Source organism: Pseudonocardia hispaniensis (genome assembly GCF_042658695.1).
Classification (GTDB): Bacteria; Actinomycetota; Actinomycetes; order Mycobacteriales; family Pseudonocardiaceae; genus Pseudonocardia; species Pseudonocardia hispaniensis.
The window spans coordinates 67482-85762 of record NZ_JBHSQW010000023.1; the positions used below are offsets into that span (position 1 = coordinate 67482).

Below are 18281 nucleotides of genomic sequence, written 5' to 3' on the forward strand. Positions count from 1 at the left end.
CCTTTCAGAAAATGTGTCCGAAACGTTACGAATGTGATTCGAGACCAGCCAATGGCGCACCCGCCAGAACCCACTCTTAGACTGCACCTGCCTGTCATCCGCTTCACCAGCGGGGACGGGTGACAGACGACGCCAGGGATGCCGTCATCGTTCCCTGGCCACATTAGTTCCACGAACCAGGAGGACGGATGTCCGTGTCCACCCTCGCGCAGGGCCTCGAGCTCGCCGCGAGTGACCGCGTCGTGGTCGGCGTGGTCGCGGTGGTCGCGCTCGCCGCCCTGGCCATCGGCTACATGTTGCTCCGGGAGGTCCTGGCTGCCGGCCAGGGAACCACCAAGATGCAGGACATCGGCCGAGCGGTCCAGGAAGGCGCCGCGGCGTACCTCAATCGACAGTTCCGCACGCTCGGCGTCTTCGTCGTGATCGTGTTCGTGCTGTTGTTCGCGCTCCCCGCGGACGACATGATCGAACGGATCGGGCGATCTATTTTCTTCGTCATCGGCGCGGTCTTCTCGGCGACCATCGGCTATCTGGGAATGTGGTTGGCGACCCGCGCCAACATCCGGGTAGCCGCGGCCGCTCGGGAGCCGGGCGGCCGGGAGAAGGCGACCCGGATCGCGTTCCGCACCGGCGGTGTCGTCGGCATGTTCACGGTCGGCCTCGGCCTGTTCGGCGCGGCGCTGGTCGTGCTGGTCTACGCGGGCCAGGCCCCGAAGGTCCTGGAGGGCTTCGGCTTCGGCGCCGCGCTGCTCGCGATGTTCATGCGGGTCGGTGGCGGCATCTTCACCAAGGCCGCAGACGTCGGCGCCGACCTGGTCGGCAAGGTCGAGCAGGGCATCCCGGAGGACGACCCGCGCAACGCCGCCACGATCGCCGACAACGTGGGCGACAACGTCGGTGACTGTGCCGGCATGGCCGCCGACCTGTTCGAGTCCTACGCCGTGACGCTGGTCGCGGCGCTGATCCTGGGTACGGCCGCATTCGGCCTGCAGGGTCTGCTCTTCCCGCTGATCGTGCCCGCCATCGGCGTGGTCACGGCCGTCATGGGCGTCTACATCACCAAGGCCCGGCAGGGCGAGAACACCCTCAAGGCGATCAACCGCAGCTTCTACATCTCGGCGGTCTTCGCCGGCGTGCTCTCGGTCGTCGCCGCGTTCCTGTACCTGCCGAACACCTTCGGCGCTCTGGTCGGCCCGACCGACTCCTCGGTCACCAGCCTCACCGCCGACCCGCGGATCATCGCCTCGGTCGCGGTGGTCATCGGCATCGTGCTGGCGGGCATCATCCTGTGGCTCACCGGCTACTTCACCGGTACCGAGGACAAGCCGGTCAAGGACGTCGGCCGCTCCTCGCTGACCGGCGCCGCGACCGTCATCCTCTCCGGCATCTCGATCGGTTTCGAATCGGCCGTCTACACCGCGATCGTCATCGGCGCGGCGGTGTACGGCGCGTTCCTGCTGTCCGGTTCGATCGTCGTGTCGCTGTTCGCCGTGGCGCTGGCCGGAACGGGCCTGCTCACCACCGTCGGGGTCATCGTCGCGATGGACACCTTCGGTCCGGTGTCGGACAACGCGCAGGGCATCGCGGAGATGTCCGGGGACGTCGAGGGCGACGGCGTGGACATCCTCACCGAACTCGACGCGGTCGGGAACACCACCAAGGCCATCACCAAGGGCATCGCGATCGCGACCGCCGTGCTCGCCGCGACGGCGCTGTTCGGCTCCTACCGCGACGCCATCACCAAGGCGCTGGACAAGGCCGGGGTCGCCCTGCAGGACGCGGGCAGCGCCTTCGCCTACGAGGTGTTCAGCCCGAACACCCTGGTCGGCGTGATCATCGGTGCCGCGGTCGTGTTCATGTTCTCGGGGCTGGCGATCAACGCCGTGACCCGCGCCGCGGGCGCGATCGTCTTCGAGGTCCGCAGGCAGTTCCGGGACAACCCTGGAATCATGGAGGGCACCGTCCGGCCGGAGTACGGCAGGGTCGTCGACATCTGCACCCGCGACTCGCTGCGGGAGCTGGCCACCCCCGGCCTGCTGGCGATCTTCGCCCCGATCGCGGTCGGTTTCGGCCTCGGTGTCGGCCCGCTGGCCGGCTACCTGGCAGGTGCCATCGCCACCGGCGTGCTCATGGCGATCTTCCTGGCCAACTCCGGCGGTGCCTGGGACAACGGCAAGAAGCTCGTCGAGGACGGCAACCACGGCGGCAAGGGCTCGGACGCGCACGCCGCCACGGTCATCGGTGACACGGTCGGCGACCCGTTCAAGGACACCGCGGGTCCTGCCATCAACCCGCTGATCAAGGTGATGAACCTGGTCTCCGTCCTGATCGCGCCGGCGGTCGTGGTGTTCTCGGTCGGCGACTCGGCGTCCGCTCCGATCCGCATCGGCATCGCGGTCATCGCGGTCCTGATCATCGTGTCGGCCGTCGTCGTCTCGAAGCGCCGCTCCACCTCGATCACCGAAACCCCAGCGGAGAGCCCGGTCGGCTAGACCGCGCACTCGGCTCGACAAGGCCGCCCACCCCGATCGGGGTGGGCGGCCGTTGTCGCAGCCCCGACCCCGAAGTAGGGTCCGCTGGCCCGCGCGGCACCATCACCCCACGGGACCCGGAGGCATGGATGCGTGTTCGGAGCTCGATCGGGGCGGCCACCGTCGCGCTGTCGTTGCTGACCGCCGGATGCGGTGGGTCCGGCGACGCCGAGACCATCGCCTGGGCAGGCACGGTCTGCGGCTCCTACGTCTCGTTCCGCGAGGCCCTCACCGCGGCGGCACCCACGGCCACCGCAGCCGATCATGCCCAGCAGGTGCGGCAGCTCAGCGCCTTCGCCGACAACGCGGTACTCGCGGCGCAGCGGGCGATCGCAGACATCGGCGCGGCCGAGGCGCCGGCCGTGGACGGCGCCGCCGATTTCGCTGCGACGCTGACTCGGCGGCTGACCCAGATCCAGACCACCTTTGCCACCGCGAAGATCCAGATCGAGGCGGCTCCCGATCAGACGGCGTTGGCGCAGTCGATCGCGCCGCTGCAGAACCTCACCAACCTGCCCGACCCCACCGAGGACCTGGCCGCCAACGCCGAGTTGCGCCAGGCTGTCGACGCCGCACCCAACTGCCAGCGACTGCGCGCGGGCAGCGGCTGAGCACGATCCGCGCGACTCCCCGTTCCTTCCCCGAACCCCTCTGAGACCGGAGTTCCTTCATGCCCAGCGCCCCCCGCCCTGTCCGTCTCGCCCTCGCTGCCTGCGCCGCGCTGGCCGTCGCCGGCTGCTCGTCGCTCCTGCCGGGGAGTCCGGCGACCGACCCGGTCGCCTGGGTCGACCGGCTGTGTGCGGCGACCCTGCCGATCGCCGAGGTCGGTTCCGACGGCCAGAACACCGATCCCGCCCAGGTGTTCGAGGGCTGGACCACTCATATGGGGGAGATGCGGACCGCCGTGGCAACCTCGCTCGAGTCGCTGAACTCGGTCGGCCCGTCGCCGATCGAGGGCGGCGATGCCGCGGTCGAGCAACTGCGCACGATGATCGGCGCCCTGAAGGACACGCTCGAGGTGATGCAGGTCCACCTCCAGCCCGGGGACAGCCCGGACCTGAGCTCGCTGGGCACCTCGCTCCAGTCGCTGGACTCGCTGCAGAACCTGCAGAAGCTGAGCGAGTCGGCACAGGCGCTGGGGGACAACGCCGCGCTGCAGGCCGCCGCCGAGCAGGCACCGACCTGCCAGAAGATGCGGGCGCAGTTCGGCGGCTGAGCCCCGCTTTCCCGCCCCCGATCGGCCGGAGGCAGACTGAACCGGACCGTTGGCACGTCTCGCAACGACCGGGAGAAGGCGCATGACTCGCACCGGCCGACTCGCTGCGGCCACCGCGTTGTGCGCCCTGCTGGTCGGAGGCTGTTCCACGGTGGTGACGGGCACGCCGGGGCCCGATCCGGCCCCGGCCCCCACCGAGGGCCCCGGCAGCGACCCGGTGGCCTGGGCCGACCGGGTCTGCGGCTCGGTCCTCGCCTACAGCGAGCCCGCGCTCGCCCGGCCGGCGTTCACCGACGTGCCCGACCTCCCCGGCATCCAGAAGAGGCTCAGCGACTATCTCGCCACCGTCCTCACCGGGCTTCAGCAGGGCCGGACTCAGCTCGACTCGGTCGGCCGCTCCCCGGTCACCGGCGGGGACGAGGCCCTGGTCCGGATCGGCGACGTGTTCCGTCAACTCGAAGCGGACCTGGCGGCGGTGAAGGCGCAGGTCGACGGGGCGGACCCGAACAACGCCGACGCGTTCAAGGCGACGCTGGCCGGTGCGCAGGATTCGCTAGCGAAGGTCACGACCCCGGACTCGCTGGCGAGCCTCGCCAGGCTGCCGCGGCTGGCCAAGGCCACCCAGAAGGCGGTGAACTGCCAGCGGCTGGCGACGCTGCCCCCGGCCACCTGAGCGGAGCCGACCGTCCGGCGCGTCGAGAGTGATCTCGTCGAACGCGTGTTCTACCGTGCGTGAGGTGTGCCAGCTGTCGCTGTTCTCCGCGGAGGCGCGTCCGGTGCGACTCGCGGACCTGGCCGGGCTGCTGTGCGGCCCGGGCCAGATCGTGCGGTTCGGGACCGGGACCACGGCCCGGCTGAGCATCGTCCTGCCCGATCCCAGCCGCGCACCGGCCGTGCGCGCGGTCGCGGCCGCGACGGGGGTCCGGCTGGAGTCGGAGCCCGCCGGGAGCGGCGGCACCGCGTTGCGCACGGCGTTCCGCTGCGATCTGGTCACCCTCGCGGGGCAGTGGATCCGAGGCGCCGCCAAGGCCGTGCCGGACGACTTGCAGCTCGACGGGCCGCTGCTTCGGATGTGGGCGCTGGCCGCGGGACGCGCCGACGAGCGCGGCGGGTACCTGCTCACCCTCGACCCGCATGCGGTCCAGACCCATCAGCCGCTCATCGCCGCGGCGACCCGGGCCGGCATCCCCCCTGCCCGGGTCGGAAGCGGTGGGGGCGCCCCGGCGTTGCGGGTCAGCGGAACGCGCCGGATGCGGCGGCTCGTGGAGTTGGTCGGGCCGCCGCCGGTCGGGGTACCCGCTTCCCAGTGGCCGAGATACTGGGGTCGGTCCCGCACTTGACGCGCTGGTTACGCTGCCGCTCGTCGCGTTCACACTCGGCGTGACGTCAACGACACATCGGGTCGATGTGCGAACGTGGCAGGCAGCATCCGTGGTACGGGGATACTGGCGAACCCACGGCAGTACCGATGGGAGACGACTCGAGCGGCCGGACCTCCGGCCGTCGGGCATGTCGCGGTCGCGGCGTGGTCGGCGAGGATGGAGTTAGAACCAAGGTGGCAACCCGAACGACGGGCTCGAAGGCCGGCACCGGCAACAGCGTCCGCAACAGTGCTGGTGGGAGCCGTCGCAACGGCACGCGCACCGCGTCGGCAACCGATCGCCCGACGCGGCGGCTGGTGATCGTCGAGTCGCCCACCAAAGCGAAGAAGATCGCTCCCTATCTCGGGAACGACTACGTCGTCGAATCCTCGGTCGGCCATATCCGCGACCTGCCGCGTGGGGCCGCGGACGTACCCGCGCGGTACAAGGGCGAGGCGTGGGCCCGGCTCGGCGTGGACGTCGAGAATCAGTTCCAACCCCTCTACGTCGTGACGCCGGAGAAGAAGGGGAAGGTCTCCGAGCTCAAGGACGCGCTCAAGGACGTCGACGAGCTGCTGCTGGCGACCGACCCCGACCGGGAAGGCGAGGCCATCGCCTGGCATCTGCTCGACACGCTCAAGCCGAAGGTCCCGGTCCGGCGGATGGTCTTCCACGAGATCACCGAGCCCGCGATCCGCGCGGCCGCGGAGAACACCCGCGACCTCGACCAGGACCTCGTCGACGCGCAGGAGACCCGGCGCATTCTCGACCGGCTCTACGGCTACGAGGTCTCCCCCGTGCTGTGGAAGAAGGTCATGCCGAAGCTGTCGGCGGGCCGGGTGCAGTCGGTCGCGACGCGGCTGATCGTGCAGCGCGAGCGGGAGCGGATGGCGTTCGTCTCCGCCGAGTACTGGGACATCGCCGCGACGCTCGACGCCGGTGCCGACGCCAATCCCCGCACCTTCGGCGCGCGGCTGGTCGCGGTCGATGGCGACCGGGTGGCCACGGGCCGCGACTTCGGCCCGGACGGGCAGCTGCGCGGGGACGCGCGGGCGCTCGACGAGGCCGGCGCCCGGCGGCTCGCCGAGGCGCTGGACGGCCGTGACCTGACCGTCGCCAGCGTCGAGTCCAAGCCCTACACCCGGCGGCCCTATGCGCCGTTCATGACCTCGACGCTGCAGCAGGAGGCGGGTCGCAAACTGCGGTTCTCCGCTGAGCGCACGATGCGGACCGCGCAGCGGCTCTACGAGAACGGTTTCATCACCTACATGCGGACCGACTCGACGACGTTGTCGGAGTCGGCGATCGCGGCGGCCCGCGCCCAGGCCCGCGAACTCTACGGGGACGCCTACGTCTCCCCGGCGCCTCGGCAGTACACGCGCAAGGTGAAGAACGCCCAGGAGGCCCACGAGGCGATCCGGCCGAGCGGGGAGAGTTTCCGGACCCCTGGTGAGCTCGCCGGTCAGCTCGAGGGCGATGACTTCCGGCTCTACGAGCTGATCTGGCAGCGCACGGTCGCGTCCCAGATGGCCGACGCGCGGGGCACGACGACGAGCCTGCGGATCATCGGCACCGCGGCGACGGGTGAGGAGGTCACGTTCGCCGCGTCCGGTCGCACGATCACCTTCGCCGGCTTCCTCAAGGCCTACGTCGAGACCGTCGAGGAGGACAGCGGCGGGGAGGCCGACGACGCCGAGTCGCGCCTGCCGGAGCTCTCCCAGGGCTCTCCGGTGACGGCTATCGCGCTCGACCCGGACGGACATTCGACGAACCCGCCGGCCCGCTACACCGAGCCGAGCCTGGTCAAGGCGCTGGAGGAGCGCGGGATCGGCCGGCCCTCGACCTATGCGTCGATCATCAAGACGATCCAGGACCGTGGCTACGTCTGGAAGAAGGGCAGCGCGCTCGTCCCGTCGTGGGTCGCGTTCGCCGTGGTCGGGCTGCTGGAGCACCATTTCGGCAGGCTGGTCGACTACGACTTCACCGCGGCGATGGAGGATGAGCTCGACGCGATCGCGGCGGGGTCGAACTCCCGCACCGACTGGTTGCACGGGTTCTATTTCGGCGCCGAGCAGGGCTCCGACGGGTCGGTCGCCCGCGCAGGCGGTCTGAAGAAGCTCGTTGGGGTGAATCTCGAGGAGATCGACGCCCGCGAGATCAACTCGATCCCGATGTTCGATGACGTCGTCGTGCGGGTCGGGCGTTACGGACCCTATTTGGAGCGGGAGGTCGACGGGAAGTCTCAGCGGGCCAACCTGCCGGAGGACCTGCCGCCGGACGAACTCACCGCCGAGGTCGCCGAGAAGCTGTTCGCGGTGCCGCAGGAGGGCCGCGTCCTGGGCACCGACCCGGTCACCGGCAACGACATCGTCGCCCGGGAGGGCCGGTTCGGGCCGTACGTGACCGAACTGCTACCCGAGTCCGCCGAGGAAGCGTCGGCGGCCACGAAGCGGCGGACCGCGAAGCCCAAGCCACGGACGGGGTCGCTGTTGCGTGGCATGTCGGTGGACACGGTGACGCTCGAGGACGCGCTCAAACTGCTGTCGCTACCCCGGCTGGTGGGGGTCGACCCGCAGAGCGGCGAGGAGATCACCGCCCAGAACGGCCGGTACGGGCCGTATCTGAAGAAGGGCACCGACTCCCGCTCGCTGGAGCGCGAGGAGCAACTGTTCACCGTCACCCTCGACGAGGCTCTGGCGATCTACGCCCAGCCCAAGCAGCGGGGGCGGCGCACCGCCGCGGCCACCCCGCCGCTGCGTGAGCTGGGCACCGACCCGGCCACCGGCAACCAGATGGTGGTCAAGGACGGCCGGTTCGGGCCCTACGTGACCGATGGCTCCACCAACGCGTCGCTGCGCAAGGGCGACACCGTCGAGGAGATCACCGACGAGCGGGCCGCGGAGCTGCTGGCGGAACGGCGGGCGAAGGCACCCGCGCCACGGCGGAAGACGACGGCGCGCAAGGCGCCGACGAAGAAGGCGCCGACGGGCTGAGCGAGCACCGTCGGATCGCGTTGTCCGACGGGCCCGAGCTCCGGCGCGCTCGGCTGGGTCAGGGTGTGAGCAGCGGCTTGACCGCCGCCGCGACCCGGCCGCCCTCGGCCCGCCCGGCCACCGCGACGGTGGCCTTTTTCATGACCTGCCCCATCTGCCGAGGACCTGGCCGCTCACCGAGTTCGGCGGCGGTCTCCTCGACGGCCTGACGCGCGATCGCGGCGAGCTCGTCGTCGGTGAGCTGCGTGGGCAGGTAGCGGGCCAGGACCTCACCCTCGGCGCGCTCCTGCGCGGCCAGCTCGGCGCGTCCGGCCGCGGCGAACGCCTCGGCGGACTCGGCCCGCTTCTTCGCCTCCTTGGTGAGGACCTTGACCACCTCGGCGTCGTCGAGCTCCCGGGCTTCGGAACCGGCGACCTCGGCGGTGTTGATCGCCGTCAGCGCCATCCGCAGGGTGGATTTGACCAGTTCGTCCCTGGACTTCATCGCCGCGGTCAGGTCGGCGCGCAGCCGGTCCTTCAGTTCGCTCACGGGCGTCACGCTAGCCCACCCGTGCCGGGACGTACGCTGCACGATGTGAACAGCTGGGCTCGACTTGCGCTGGGCGCGACCACCACCGCAACGGCGACCGTCGCATACGCTGCCGGAGTGGAGCGCCGACGCTGGACCCTGCGCGAGTCGATGCTCCCGGTGCTCGCGCCGGGGACCCGGCCGCTGCGGATCCTGCACATCTCCGACCTGCACCTGACGCCCGGGCAGACCCGGAAACAGAGCTGGGTCGCCGAACTCGCTGCGTTGGAGCCGGACCTCGTCGTCAACACCGGCGACAACCTCGCGCACCGGCGGGCCGTGCCCAGCGTCCTTGCCGCTCTCGGCCCCCTGCTCGAGCGACCGGGCCTGTTCGTCTTCGGGAGCAACGACTACTTCGGCCCGCTGCCGAAGAACCCGCTGCGCTACCTGCGCCGCCGCGAGGACCCGGTGCACGGGGAACCGCTGCCGTGGCGGGACCTGCGGGCCGCGCTGATCGAGCGCGGGTGGTCGGACGCGACACATACCCGGCTCACCCTGAACGTCGCCGGGGTGCGGATCGCCGCCGCCGGGGTGGACGACCCGCATCTGAGCCTGGACCGCTACCGGCGCATCGCCGGCCGCCCCTGCGGTGAACCCGCGCTGCGGCTGGGGCTCACCCACTCGCCCGAGCCCCGGGTGCTCGACAGCTTCGCCGCCGACGGCTATGACCTGGTGCTGGCCGGGCACACCCACGGCGGGCAGCTGCGGGTGCCGGGCATCGGCGCGCTGGTGACCAACTGTGGGCTGGACCGGTCCCGGGCCCGCGGCGCGTCGCGCTGGGGGGCCCACACCTGGCTGCACGTGTCGGCCGGACTGGGTACCTCACCGTTCGCCCCCGTCCGGTTCGCCTGCCCGCCGGAGGCCACGTTGCTGACCTTGGTAGCCCGGCCGGGCGGGCCCCGCGCCGAGCTGACCACCCCCGCGTCGGCCGCGGCACACGTCAGCTAGACTTCTCCCGGTCGCCATGGAGGATGGCGGGCCATCGGGGTGTGGCGCAGCTTGGTAGCGCGCTTCGTTCGGGACGAAGAGGTCGCAGGTTCAAATCCTGTCACCCCGACCACACGAAGGCCCTGGTCAGACGCTCAATCGTGAGCGCACGACCAGGGCCTTCGTCGTGCAGGGGATCGCGTCCGGAGCATTTCCGGAGCATCCGCCTCAGCCCGGAGCGGGCACCACTCCCCCGTCGTCGTCCTCCTGGTCGTCGAGCGCCTGGAGGATGCGGTCGCTGTTGTCGGTCCTGCGGGTGTAGAGGTCGAGGGTCGTCGAGGCGCGCTCGTGCCCGAGGACCCGCTGAACCATGTTCGGCGGTACGCCGTCGTCGACCAGCCACGTGGCGTACGAATGGCGGAGGTCGTGAAAGCGCAGACCGCCGGTCTGGTTCCGTGCGACGTGGTGCACGGCTGCGGTCTCGGTCCGCCGCGTCTCGGTGTGCTTCGTCCCTGCCGCATCGGTCCACAGGGCCTGATGGCCGTCGTCGACCTGCTCGACCGCACCGAGCAGCCCGGCACGGACCAGCGACGGACGCCAGATCCGTGACCGGAACGACGTCCGCAGCAGCGGGGCCCCGACCTCGTTCGCGAAGATCGGTGCGCTGGGATCGGTCGGCCAGCGGTCCAGGTGCTCGCGGATGATCGGTAGCAGCCAGCCCGGGAGCGGCACGGTGCGGCGGCCCGCGCGGCTCTTCGGGAAGGGCTTGAATGAGGTGGTCCCGGAGACCTCCACGACGGTCCGGATCACGAAGAGCCGTGCGGCGTCGAGGTCCAGGGCGTCGGTGCGCAGCCCGGCCACCTCGCCCCAGCGCAGCCCGGCCCCGGCCGCGGTGGCGACGATGCCTCGGTAGCGCTCCGGCAGGGCCGGCAGGAGCCGGTTCCGTAGGTCCGGGCGGCTGATGATCCGCTCGTCGGTGTCGCGGGTACGGGCCCGGGGCACCCGGACGTCGTCGGCGGGGTTGAACGGGATCAGCCTGTTCCGCACGGCCGAGCGCAGTACCGTCGAGGCCAGCCGCAGGGCCTCGACGACGGTCGCGCGGGACCGGCGCTTGCCCAGGTCGCTGACCCATGCCTGAAGCGCCAGGTGGTCGATCTTCGCGAGCGGGACGTCACCCCAGCGCGGCAGGACGTGGGTGCCCATGATCGAACGGTCCCGGGCCGCGGTGGTGATCTCGGTGTTCCAGGTCGCCATCCACTCCGCGGCGTGCGCTCCGAACGGGACCCGCCCGGCGTGCGGGGACACGTAGGCACCGCGCGTCTTGGCCGTCTCGATCTCCGCCAGGAAGGTGGCGGCGTCCTTCTTGAGCCGGAACGTCTTGGACCGCTGCTTGCCGGATGGGTCGCGAAAGTAGGCGCGGTACCGGCCCTCCGGGGTCTTGTCGATGAAGCCCATCAGGCCACCGCCCCGACCTGGGTGGCCTGCTCGGTCTCGCCGTCGAGCCAGGCATGGAACCGCCTGCGTGGGATGAGCCAGCGCCGCCCGACGCGGGTCGCGGGGATCTCGCCGTTGCGGACGGACTCGTAGGCCACTCCCCGGGCGATGCCGAGCAATGCGGCGACCTGCTCGACGGTGTAGGTCAGGGACTCGGTGCCGGTCATGACGTCCTCCCGTGCTCGGTGCGGCTCTCATGGCGGGTGCGGCGTTGTTCGCGTCGTCGTTCGGCGATGCCGAGGGCGATCTCTCGTTCGGCGTCGTTGCGGTGGCCGATGTGGACGACCCGCCAGTCGTTGACCACCAGCACCGAGCCGGGTTCGGCCGGGGCGTCGAGGGCGGCGAGGGTCTCGGTCAGCCGGTAGGCGCGGCGTTCGCCGCGGATGGCGCCGAAGGTGGTGGAGTAGGCGCGGGATTTGGTGAGGAAGTGGCCGCGGAACCCGAGCATGTGCGCCCACCGGCGCAGGTGTAGCTCCCGGTACTCGTCGCGGCCGCCGAGTTCCCACGCCGTTTCGATCAGCCTGCGGTGGTGGTCGGTGATGTCCAGGTGGCGGACGTGGGCGATGTCGCGGATCGGCCGGTCGGTGGCCTCGGACTTGCCGGTGCCCTTGGTGGCGTACTTGGCGACGTAGGCGGCCAGGGCGGCGTCGGTGATCTCGCCGTTGTCGTCCTCGAGCTGCCCGGCGGCGTGGGCGGTGATCGGGCGGACGTCGACCTGCGATCCCCACTCCAGCAGCAGGGGGGTGCCATCGGGCCGGTCGACGGTCAGTGACGCCGAGCGGGCGGCGTCGCGGACCGCGGGGTCCAGCCCCTCGGCGGTGATCCCGGCCGGGGCGCGGGTGGTGGGGCCGTCGGGGCCGTCGAGGCGGATGACGGCGTGGAAGTGGACCAGCCCGCGTCGCTGGTACTCGGCGACCTTGGCGTAGGAGAGCCGGGCGTGGTCGCGGAACTCGCGGACCGTGACCCTGAGCATCTGCGCGAGGGTGCGGCGCAGCCGGATGGCGAAGCGGTTCCACAGCGTGCCCGCGTGGGCCTGCCAGAGCACCGCGCCGACGTAGTCGTGGGTGTCCGGGTCGAGCGCGGTTCCGATGGTCGGGTCGTCGCGGTGGTGCTTGGTTCCGCAGCCGCACGGCATGACCAGGCCGCGGGCGGTGACCCGACGGGTGTGCACGGGTCCGAACGAGGGCGCGGTCAGGGTGACGAACACGCGCGGGTGCTCCGCCGCCGACTCGGGGACGCCCTTGCCGCCGGCCATTCCGGAGCGGATGAGGTGGTAGGCGTCGGAGGCGTAGCGGTCCGAGCAGGCCGGGCACACCGAGGCGCGCCGGTTCCCGCACGGGGCGAGGATCTCGCCGTCCCGTCCGGCCAGGACCGCGCCGGTGGCGCGGTCGAGGATGCGGGAGGAGCCGGTGAGGTGGATGGGAACGGCGCAGCCGCCGATGGCGGTGACCTGACGGCGCCAGTCCTGGAAGCCGGCGGAGCGGAGCAGGTGCGAGAGGTCGTGATCGTGCGGGGTGATGGCAGCCGTCATGACGGCATCCCTTCCGGGGTGAGAAGCGGTGGGGGGTGCCGGGCCCGCCGCGAGCTGGACTCGACAGCGGCGGGACCGGGCCGGATGGGGTTTCAGTGCCCGTAGATGCGGTGCTCGTGCTCGATCTCGACCGGCCCGGGTGCGTAGCCGTGGTAGCGGGCCAGGAGCCGGGCAGCGGCCCGGTAGGAGCTGGCGTGGCCGACGAGTTCGCCGTGGTCGTTCTCGACCCGGTATCGGCCGTCGTCGCGCAGCACGGTCCCGCCCGCCCCGGTCCTGCCGAGGGTGACCAGGGCCTTACCGGGTTGGACGACGTCGACGCCGATCGTTCCGGTCGTGCGCTGCGGCGTCCGTTTCGTCGTGGCCGGTGCGGCGGGATCGCCGAACAGCGCGTCCTGCACGGTGCCGGTCATGCCGACCACCACCAGGTGGAGCGGGCCTCCCAGGACCATTCACGGGCGAGCTGGCGGACGACGTAGTACTCGGCGACGACGGCGAGTCCGGTGATGACCCAGAACCAGCCGGAGGCGGCGCCGAGGTAGAGCCACGTGCCACCGACGATCAGCAGCAGGACAACGGTGAGCTTGGCCCAGGTGCGCAGGGCCCACAGCGTCGTGGCGCCCATCAGGCCGCGCCCCGATCCCCGGCCAGCTCGATCACGTCGGCGTCGCGGGGTGCGCAGCGTTGGACCAGCTCGGTGATGTCGTCGTCGGTGACGTAGGCGGCCCGGAACCGCACCGGCAGTCGTGACCCCCGGTCGATGACGAACCCGATCCCGGCGTGCCGGTCGTCGCCGGGGATCTCGTCGGCCAGCGCCCCACGCTCCCGGGCGCCCTCGCCCAGCACCATGTCCACGTGGCTCGCGGCGGTGACGCCCAGGCAGATCCGCTGCGTGAACAGCTCCCGCACGTCCAGGACGTCCTTGGACGGTTCCTGGAGGTAGCCGTGCACGCAGAACAGCGACGCCCGACCCTGGGTCATGATCTCGGCCAGCAGCCGCAGCGCGTCGCGCACGGCCGAGCGGTCGCCGTAGGCGGTGAGCATGGCCATCTCGTCGATCACCAGCAGCTCCACCGGCGTCCCCGCCGACGGGGTGCACGTGCGGATGTTGTTGTCGCGCATCCAGTCCTGCCGGTCACGCATGGCGTCGCGGAACTCGGTCAGCAGCTCCAGCGCCTCGGACATCGAGGTGGCGTAGCGGTGGAACAGCGGGGCGCCCTGCTCGGTCTCGACCCCGCCCTTGAGGTCGACCATCCAGATCCGCACGACGCCGTCGCGGATGCACGGTCCGACTCCGCGCAGGGTGGACCAGAGGATCGAGCCCTTGCCCGAGCCGGAGGCGCCGGCGACCAGGCGGTGACCGCCGATGACGGGTGCGGTGAAGGGTTCGCCGCGTTCGTTGTCACCGATCTCGACCGCGCCGAGGTCCACCTCGTCGGCCTGGTCAGGGATGTCCGGGGCCGGGATGGTGCGGGTGAACGGGAGCTCCCACTCGATGACGATCGCCACCACGCCGGGGCGGTGGCGGGTGATCGCGACCCGGTGCGCGATCAACGCCTCCCAAAGCACGGAGGCGCGGTCCTGCCAGAAGGTGACGTCCTGCCCGCGGACCATCCGGACGTAGACGGTGTCGATCGTCGGTGACGAGGACCGCACCCGCAGCACGCGGGGGACGAGCTGTTCCGCGGTGTGCCGGTGCTCGCGGGTCAGCCCGCAGTCGGACATGAGTTGTGCCCAGCGGCGGCCGCGGTAAACGGTCCAGCGTCGCCAGGTGGCGCGCAGCCGGGGCGCGGCGAACCGATCGAACGTGGCCGGGTGAACTCGCCACCACACCAGCAGCCCCCCGACCAGTGCGGCTACGGTGATGCCGGCCCCGAGTGGCCCGAGAAGGGCGACCAGGCCGACGACCGCGGCCGGGGCGAGCAGGAAGCCGGGGTGCCGGAACAGCCAGGCAAGGGCCTGGACCTCACGCCCGGGCCGCCGCGAGGCGTGCCGGGCCGGGCCGCTGATACGGGTTGCCGCGCTACTACGCTTGTTCATCGCTACCAGTCCTCACGAAATCGGGTCGGGTAGCGGGGCGCCCGCTGTGTGTTTCCGCCAAGAATCGCTTTCAGCGGGCGTCCCACCTCCCAGGTGGTCACTTCTGTTCGCGCAACGCGCCGCGCGCCGAATCCAGATGCACGGTCAGTACGGCGACGTCGCGGGCGAGGTTGTCGTGGGTGTTCTTGAACCCACCGGTCCGGTACGGGATCCCGTGCAGGCAGCGGCGCAGTTCGCGCATCGCCGCGTCCAGCTCCTCCACGGTCCGGTCGACAGCCTTGGACATCATTTCCTCCATTCACGGGAGATGAGTTCGGCCTCCCACTTCTTGGCTGAGGCGGCCATCACGCGGAGCGAGTTGTGGGACTTCTTCGCCGCCGCGGAGATCTCCTCCGGCGAGGCGACCGACCAGTGACGGCCCTCGACGCCGGCCTTCGCCGAGACACCCTTGCCCGAGCGCCGCTTGCCCGTGCCGTCGATGGCCCGGGCGGCAACCTTCTCGGCCTCGGCGAGGGCGTCGCCGACGAGCTGCAGGGCCCGCCAGAACTCGCCGTACTTGCGCAGCGCCCGCCGGTTGACCTGCGGCAGCGTCGCGATCCGGTCCCGCGGACCGAGGTTGAGCGCCACCGCCTACACCCCCTTGCGGATCGCGACCTGCGCCAGCCGCAGACCCTCCGCGACCCCGGCCCGCCAGGCCTGCTCGGTCGGGACCACCGGCGTCTCAGTGCGGGCCCAGCGCCGCCGCTCGATCTCCAGCCGCCGCACCAGCCGCCCGACACCGGTGGTCACCCGCGGCCGGGTATTCGTGGTCGTGTTCATCGCCCTGCCTCCGTTCCCGTCAGCGACCCGGTGCCGCTGATCTCGCCTTCGCCGAAACAGCCCGGACAGGTGCCCGAACCGCTGCACGCCATGCACTCGGTCCCGTCGACCGAGTCGCCGTAGCCGTCGCACACATCGCAGGCGCGGCTACCGCTGCATTCGCCACACACCACCGGCGATCACCCCTGTTCGGAGACGCAGGTGTCCCCATCGCGGAATTGCTCGGAATTGCCGGAAACGATCCGGCCGCAAGAAAATAGGCGCGGTTGTCAGGCTGCCGGTCCGCTGAACGCGCGGACCCCGTTCTGCTGGTCGGTCAGCTCGTGCTCGGCCTGCTCCAGCACCGCCCGCAGGCGGCCGATGTCCGGGCGGCCCAGGTACAGCGTCACCGTCCCACCGGAACCGGTCACATCGACCGTGACCCGATCCTCGGCCGGGTACGGGCGCGCAGCGACGATCGTGGTCTCGTAGACGTGCAGGTTCACCGAGACCGTGGACGACGGGAGGAAGGCCGGGCGGCTCACTGGTCGCCCCTGTCGTCCTTGCCGCGCCGCACCGGCATCGGCGTGACGTGCTTGAGACCCATCGCCTTGAACGCGATCCCCGAGACCGTCCGCCCGTCGGGCGACTCGATCGAGTACGGGTTGATCCGGGCGTCGATCAGCTGCACACGGGTGTCCTCGTCGAACCCCTCACCCGGATCGGTCGTCAGCGTCACCTTGATCTCCTCGCCCCTCGGGGCCCGCTGCCCCGCCTGGACCTGGAGCTTCGCGAACAGCGACACCACGAACTGCGTCACCCCGTCCCGGTCGGTCACCGGCACCTCGGCACCGCTCGCGTCCTGCCGCGTCTTCGGCGCGGGCGGCTCCACCACCGTCAGCTTGTAGCCGTCCAGCACCACCGGAAGATCCCTCATGTCCCCACCTCTCAGCGTGTTAATACCCCTAAACGATCGCCGCGTGAGCCTGGCTGTTCAGGGGGCTAAACCAGCATGCGCGCGGCGCGCCATCTTGTCAAGGGGCCTAAACTCGATGTCGTGGCTGATGTCGACGACGAGTTCCACGCGCTCCGCCTGGAGCCGGACCCGGTCCGGCGCGGACGGCGTGCAACCGACCTGCTGGCGACCTACCAGCAGCGTTCGGTGGAACTCGCGCGCATCCGGCGCGCCGCGGTCGAGGAGGCCCGGGACCAGCTCGGCGGCAGCTACACCGAGGTCGCCCGCGCATTCGGCCTGACCAAGGGCCGCATCACCCAGATCCGCAGCAGCGCCCCGCCTGCGCACCGGGCGTTCTTCGGCGTCGGCCCCTTGGACATCGCCCTGCCCGGCCGCCGCCTGCTTGATCGCGACGATCTCGTCATCGCCACCGAGGACGACGCCACCGGCGCACACCTGGCCGACGAGGCCGAGCGCCTGTCGTTCGCCGTCGAGCGCCGGATCATCGACCCGCTACAGGAGTGGGAGCCTTCCCGTGACGCCATCGTGGTGTGCGGTCCGGCCTCCGCGCACGTGGGCAACATGCTGATGCAGCGGGACCCACTGCTCACCATGACGATCGGAGACGGAGCGCGGTGGGGGATCACCGACCGGGGGACCGGCGAGCGGTTCCTCTCCCCGATGGACGAACCCGAGCCGCGCCGAGCCGACATCGCCTACCTCGCACGACACGCGATGCCCTCCGGTGCCGTCGTCGTCCACATCGCCGGAGTGCACGCGCTGGGCTCCATCGGGGCGGCCCACTACCTCACCGAGCACGTGGCTGATCTCTGGTCCGAACTGGGGGACGGATCGTTCAGCATGGTCGTCGCGAGCGAGTTCGACGGACTAAACCCCACCGCGCTGGACCTCGTCGTCCCGCCGCGACGATGGCCCTGATGACCACTCACAGCGCATCGCTGCCGGGCGGGACACCACCCGGTCAGGACCGTTGGGCAGCGACCGGCGACGGGCTCATCGTGCTCGACGGCGCCACCCCGTTCAGCTCCGACACCCCGTCCGCCGAGCGCTATGTCGATGCGCTGCTCGACGCGCTGCGCACCGGCCTCGGATCGCCGACCGACCTGCGTGCGGTCATCTCCGCAGCCATCGCGACGGTCGCGACGTCGCTGGGTCTGGAACCAGGTGAAGCGCCGTCGTCCACAGTCGCCCTGCTGCGCTGGACTGACGACCACATCGACGTTGCGGTCCTCGGCGACAGCACCATCATCATCGGCACCCGGGACGGCCGCGAGAACCGACTCACCGACGACCGGCTCCAAGCCGTCGGAGCCGCCCACCGACAGGCCTACCGGAAACGACTCGAACGCGGCACCGGCTACGACCACACCCACCGGCGCATCCTCGCCGACCTCCAGGCCACCGAACGCCGCACCCGCAACACCCACCGCGGCTACTGGATCGCCGAGGCCTCCAGCCACGCCGGCCACCACGCGACCACCACTCGATACCCAGCCCGCGACGTGCGGTGGGCGGTACTGGCAACAGACGGAGCACAACGCCTCATCGACCACCTCCACATCCCGTGGAACGACGTCGCGGCCAACAACTCCGACCAGCTACGCGACCTACTCCGCCACCTTCACCAGTGGGAAGCCGAGAAGGACCCGGACGGCCGAGCCCTGCCCCGGGCCAAGCCGCACGACGACAAGACCCTCCTCACCTGGACCGCCGACCAACACTGACATCCCGACCCGGCGACCCAGCGTCCGCTGTGTCTAGATCTCCCATCCATGATCAAGGGCGCCTCCGGCGCCTGCCGCGCGGGGCTGCGGCCTCCGGCCGGTCCCCGCCGAGCGCGGCTGAGCGG

At 71.1% G+C, this 18281-nt stretch carries 21 protein-coding genes and 1 tRNA gene; 10 read left to right on the top strand and 12 right to left on the bottom strand.

Annotated features, from left to right (window positions below; translation table 11 throughout):
* The first annotated feature begins 188 nt into the window (after positions 1-188).
* From ACFQE5_RS10015 to topA, 6 genes are all read left to right on the top strand, one after another.
* Positions 189-2492 carry a sodium-translocating pyrophosphatase gene (locus tag ACFQE5_RS10015; RefSeq protein WP_379584567.1) on the top strand — a complete coding sequence of 768 codons (2304 nt, stop codon included), beginning with the start codon at positions 189-191 and terminating at the stop codon, positions 2490-2492.
* A gap of 128 nt (positions 2493-2620) precedes the next feature.
* The gene (locus ACFQE5_RS10020) at positions 2621-3142 is read left to right on the top strand and encodes a hypothetical protein (protein ID WP_379584568.1); all 522 of its coding nucleotides are present in this window, start codon (positions 2621-2623) and stop codon (positions 3140-3142) included.
* 59 nt (positions 3143-3201) lie between these two features.
* Positions 3202-3747 carry a hypothetical protein gene (locus ACFQE5_RS10025; protein WP_379584569.1) on the top strand — a complete coding sequence of 182 codons (546 nt, stop codon included), beginning with the start codon at positions 3202-3204 and terminating at the stop codon, positions 3745-3747.
* Positions 3748-3829: 82 nt separating this feature from the next.
* On the top strand, positions 3830-4420 hold the full coding sequence (locus ACFQE5_RS10030; protein ID WP_379584570.1) for a hypothetical protein: 591 nt from the start codon (positions 3830-3832) through the stop codon (positions 4418-4420).
* 64 nt (positions 4421-4484) lie between these two features.
* Positions 4485-5087 carry a hypothetical protein gene (locus ACFQE5_RS10035; protein WP_379584571.1) on the top strand — a complete coding sequence of 201 codons (603 nt, stop codon included), beginning with the start codon at positions 4485-4487 and terminating at the stop codon, positions 5085-5087.
* A 338-nt stretch (positions 5088-5425) separates the two neighbouring features.
* Positions 5426-8101 carry a type I DNA topoisomerase gene (gene topA / locus ACFQE5_RS10040; RefSeq protein ID WP_379584705.1) on the top strand — a complete coding sequence of 892 codons (2676 nt, stop codon included), beginning with the start codon at positions 5426-5428 and terminating at the stop codon, positions 8099-8101.
* Between the two features lie 58 nt (positions 8102-8159).
* Here the strand turns inward: topA and ACFQE5_RS10045 are convergent, their stop codons facing one another.
* On the bottom strand, positions 8160-8630 hold the full coding sequence (locus ACFQE5_RS10045) for a GatB/YqeY domain-containing protein (RefSeq protein ID WP_379584572.1): 471 nt from the start codon (positions 8628-8630) through the stop codon (positions 8160-8162).
* A gap of 45 nt (positions 8631-8675) precedes the next feature.
* On the opposite strand from ACFQE5_RS10045, the gene ACFQE5_RS10050 reads away from it, so the two are divergent.
* A complete protein-coding gene (locus ACFQE5_RS10050; protein ID WP_379584573.1) occupies positions 8676-9617 on the top strand; it encodes a metallophosphoesterase in 942 nt (313 codons plus the stop codon).
* 35 nt (positions 9618-9652) lie between these two features.
* Positions 9653-9729, top strand: a tRNA-Pro gene (locus ACFQE5_RS10055).
* Between the two features lie 95 nt (positions 9730-9824).
* On the opposite strand, the gene ACFQE5_RS10060 is transcribed toward ACFQE5_RS10055, so the two are convergent.
* From ACFQE5_RS10060 to ACFQE5_RS10110, 11 genes are all read right to left on the bottom strand, one after another.
* A complete protein-coding gene (locus ACFQE5_RS10060) occupies positions 9825-11051 on the bottom strand; it encodes a tyrosine-type recombinase/integrase (RefSeq protein ID WP_379584574.1) in 1227 nt (408 codons plus the stop codon).
* Complete coding sequence (locus ACFQE5_RS10065) at positions 11051-11257, bottom strand: helix-turn-helix domain-containing protein (RefSeq protein WP_379584575.1); 207 nt, start codon at positions 11255-11257, stop codon at positions 11051-11053. The genes ACFQE5_RS10060 and ACFQE5_RS10065 overlap by 1 nt, the downstream gene beginning before the upstream one ends.
* A complete protein-coding gene (locus ACFQE5_RS10070) occupies positions 11254-12621 on the bottom strand; it encodes a replication initiator (RefSeq protein ID WP_379584576.1) in 1368 nt (455 codons plus the stop codon). Before ACFQE5_RS10070 ends, ACFQE5_RS10065 begins: the two co-directional genes overlap by 4 nt.
* Before the next feature lie 92 nt (positions 12622-12713).
* Positions 12714-13031 carry a hypothetical protein gene (locus ACFQE5_RS10075; protein ID WP_379584577.1) on the bottom strand — a complete coding sequence of 106 codons (318 nt, stop codon included), beginning with the start codon at positions 13029-13031 and terminating at the stop codon, positions 12714-12716.
* Entirely contained in the window at positions 13028-13243 is a 216-nt protein-coding gene (locus ACFQE5_RS10080; protein ID WP_379584578.1) for a hypothetical protein, read from the bottom strand. The genes ACFQE5_RS10075 and ACFQE5_RS10080 overlap by 4 nt, the downstream gene beginning before the upstream one ends.
* Complete coding sequence (locus ACFQE5_RS10085) at positions 13243-14658, bottom strand: FtsK/SpoIIIE domain-containing protein (RefSeq protein WP_379584579.1); 1416 nt, start codon at positions 14656-14658, stop codon at positions 13243-13245. The genes ACFQE5_RS10080 and ACFQE5_RS10085 overlap by 1 nt, the downstream gene beginning before the upstream one ends.
* Before the next feature lie 97 nt (positions 14659-14755).
* A complete protein-coding gene (locus ACFQE5_RS10090; protein ID WP_379584580.1) occupies positions 14756-14944 on the bottom strand; it encodes a hypothetical protein in 189 nt (62 codons plus the stop codon).
* On the bottom strand, positions 14944-15285 hold the full coding sequence (locus tag ACFQE5_RS10095) for a hypothetical protein (RefSeq protein ID WP_379584581.1): 342 nt from the start codon (positions 15283-15285) through the stop codon (positions 14944-14946). The genes ACFQE5_RS10090 and ACFQE5_RS10095 overlap by 1 nt, the downstream gene beginning before the upstream one ends.
* Positions 15286-15288: 3 nt before the next feature.
* Positions 15289-15477 carry a hypothetical protein gene (locus tag ACFQE5_RS10100; RefSeq protein WP_379584582.1) on the bottom strand — a complete coding sequence of 63 codons (189 nt, stop codon included), beginning with the start codon at positions 15475-15477 and terminating at the stop codon, positions 15289-15291.
* Positions 15478-15746: 269 nt separating this feature from the next.
* Positions 15747-16001, bottom strand: a complete 255-nt coding sequence (locus tag ACFQE5_RS10105; RefSeq protein WP_379584583.1) for a hypothetical protein — start codon at positions 15999-16001, stop codon at positions 15747-15749.
* On the bottom strand, positions 15998-16393 hold the full coding sequence (locus tag ACFQE5_RS10110) for a hypothetical protein (RefSeq protein WP_379584584.1): 396 nt from the start codon (positions 16391-16393) through the stop codon (positions 15998-16000). The genes ACFQE5_RS10105 and ACFQE5_RS10110 overlap by 4 nt, the downstream gene beginning before the upstream one ends.
* Before the next feature lie 120 nt (positions 16394-16513).
* On the opposite strand from ACFQE5_RS10110, the gene ACFQE5_RS10115 reads away from it, so the two are divergent.
* Positions 16514-17350, top strand: coding sequence for a hypothetical protein (locus ACFQE5_RS10115; RefSeq protein WP_379584585.1), 837 nt, complete (start codon positions 16514-16516; stop codon positions 17348-17350).
* Positions 17350-18156 carry a protein phosphatase 2C domain-containing protein gene (locus ACFQE5_RS10120; protein ID WP_379584586.1) on the top strand — a complete coding sequence of 269 codons (807 nt, stop codon included), beginning with the start codon at positions 17350-17352 and terminating at the stop codon, positions 18154-18156. The genes ACFQE5_RS10115 and ACFQE5_RS10120 overlap by 1 nt, the downstream gene beginning before the upstream one ends.
* Positions 18157-18281 lie beyond the last annotated feature (125 nt).

Excerpts from the sequence above, each read along its gene's own strand:
- ACFQE5_RS10020 (WP_379584568.1), top strand. The coding sequence starts at position 2,621 with ATGCGTGTTCGGAGCTCGATCGGGGCGGCCACCGTCGCGCTGTCGTTG.
- ACFQE5_RS10080 (WP_379584578.1), bottom strand. The coding sequence starts at position 13,243 with ATGGGCGCCACGACGCTGTGGGCCCTGCGCACCTGGGCCAAGCTCACC.
- ACFQE5_RS10075 (WP_379584577.1), bottom strand. The coding sequence starts at position 13,031 with ATGACCGGCACCGTGCAGGACGCGCTGTTCGGCGATCCCGCCGCACCG.
- ACFQE5_RS10090 (WP_379584580.1), bottom strand. The coding sequence starts at position 14,944 with ATGTCCAAGGCTGTCGACCGGACCGTGGAGGAGCTGGACGCGGCGATG.
- ACFQE5_RS10025 (WP_379584569.1), top strand. The coding sequence starts at position 3,202 with ATGCCCAGCGCCCCCCGCCCTGTCCGTCTCGCCCTCGCTGCCTGCGCC.
- ACFQE5_RS10015 (WP_379584567.1), top strand. The coding sequence starts at position 189 with ATGTCCGTGTCCACCCTCGCGCAGGGCCTCGAGCTCGCCGCGAGTGAC.
- ACFQE5_RS10060 (WP_379584574.1), bottom strand. The coding sequence starts at position 11,051 with ATGGGCTTCATCGACAAGACCCCGGAGGGCCGGTACCGCGCCTACTTT.
- ACFQE5_RS10085 (WP_379584579.1), bottom strand. The coding sequence starts at position 14,658 with ATGAACAAGCGTAGTAGCGCGGCAACCCGTATCAGCGGCCCGGCCCGG.
- ACFQE5_RS10030 (WP_379584570.1), top strand. The coding sequence starts at position 3,830 with ATGACTCGCACCGGCCGACTCGCTGCGGCCACCGCGTTGTGCGCCCTG.
- ACFQE5_RS10120 (WP_379584586.1), top strand. The coding sequence starts at position 17,350 with ATGACCACTCACAGCGCATCGCTGCCGGGCGGGACACCACCCGGTCAG.
- ACFQE5_RS10065 (WP_379584575.1), bottom strand. The coding sequence starts at position 11,257 with ATGACCGGCACCGAGTCCCTGACCTACACCGTCGAGCAGGTCGCCGCA.
- ACFQE5_RS10110 (WP_379584584.1), bottom strand. The coding sequence starts at position 16,393 with ATGAGGGATCTTCCGGTGGTGCTGGACGGCTACAAGCTGACGGTGGTG.
- ACFQE5_RS10100 (WP_379584582.1), bottom strand. The coding sequence starts at position 15,477 with ATGAACACGACCACGAATACCCGGCCGCGGGTGACCACCGGTGTCGGG.
- ACFQE5_RS10070 (WP_379584576.1), bottom strand. The coding sequence starts at position 12,621 with ATGACGGCTGCCATCACCCCGCACGATCACGACCTCTCGCACCTGCTC.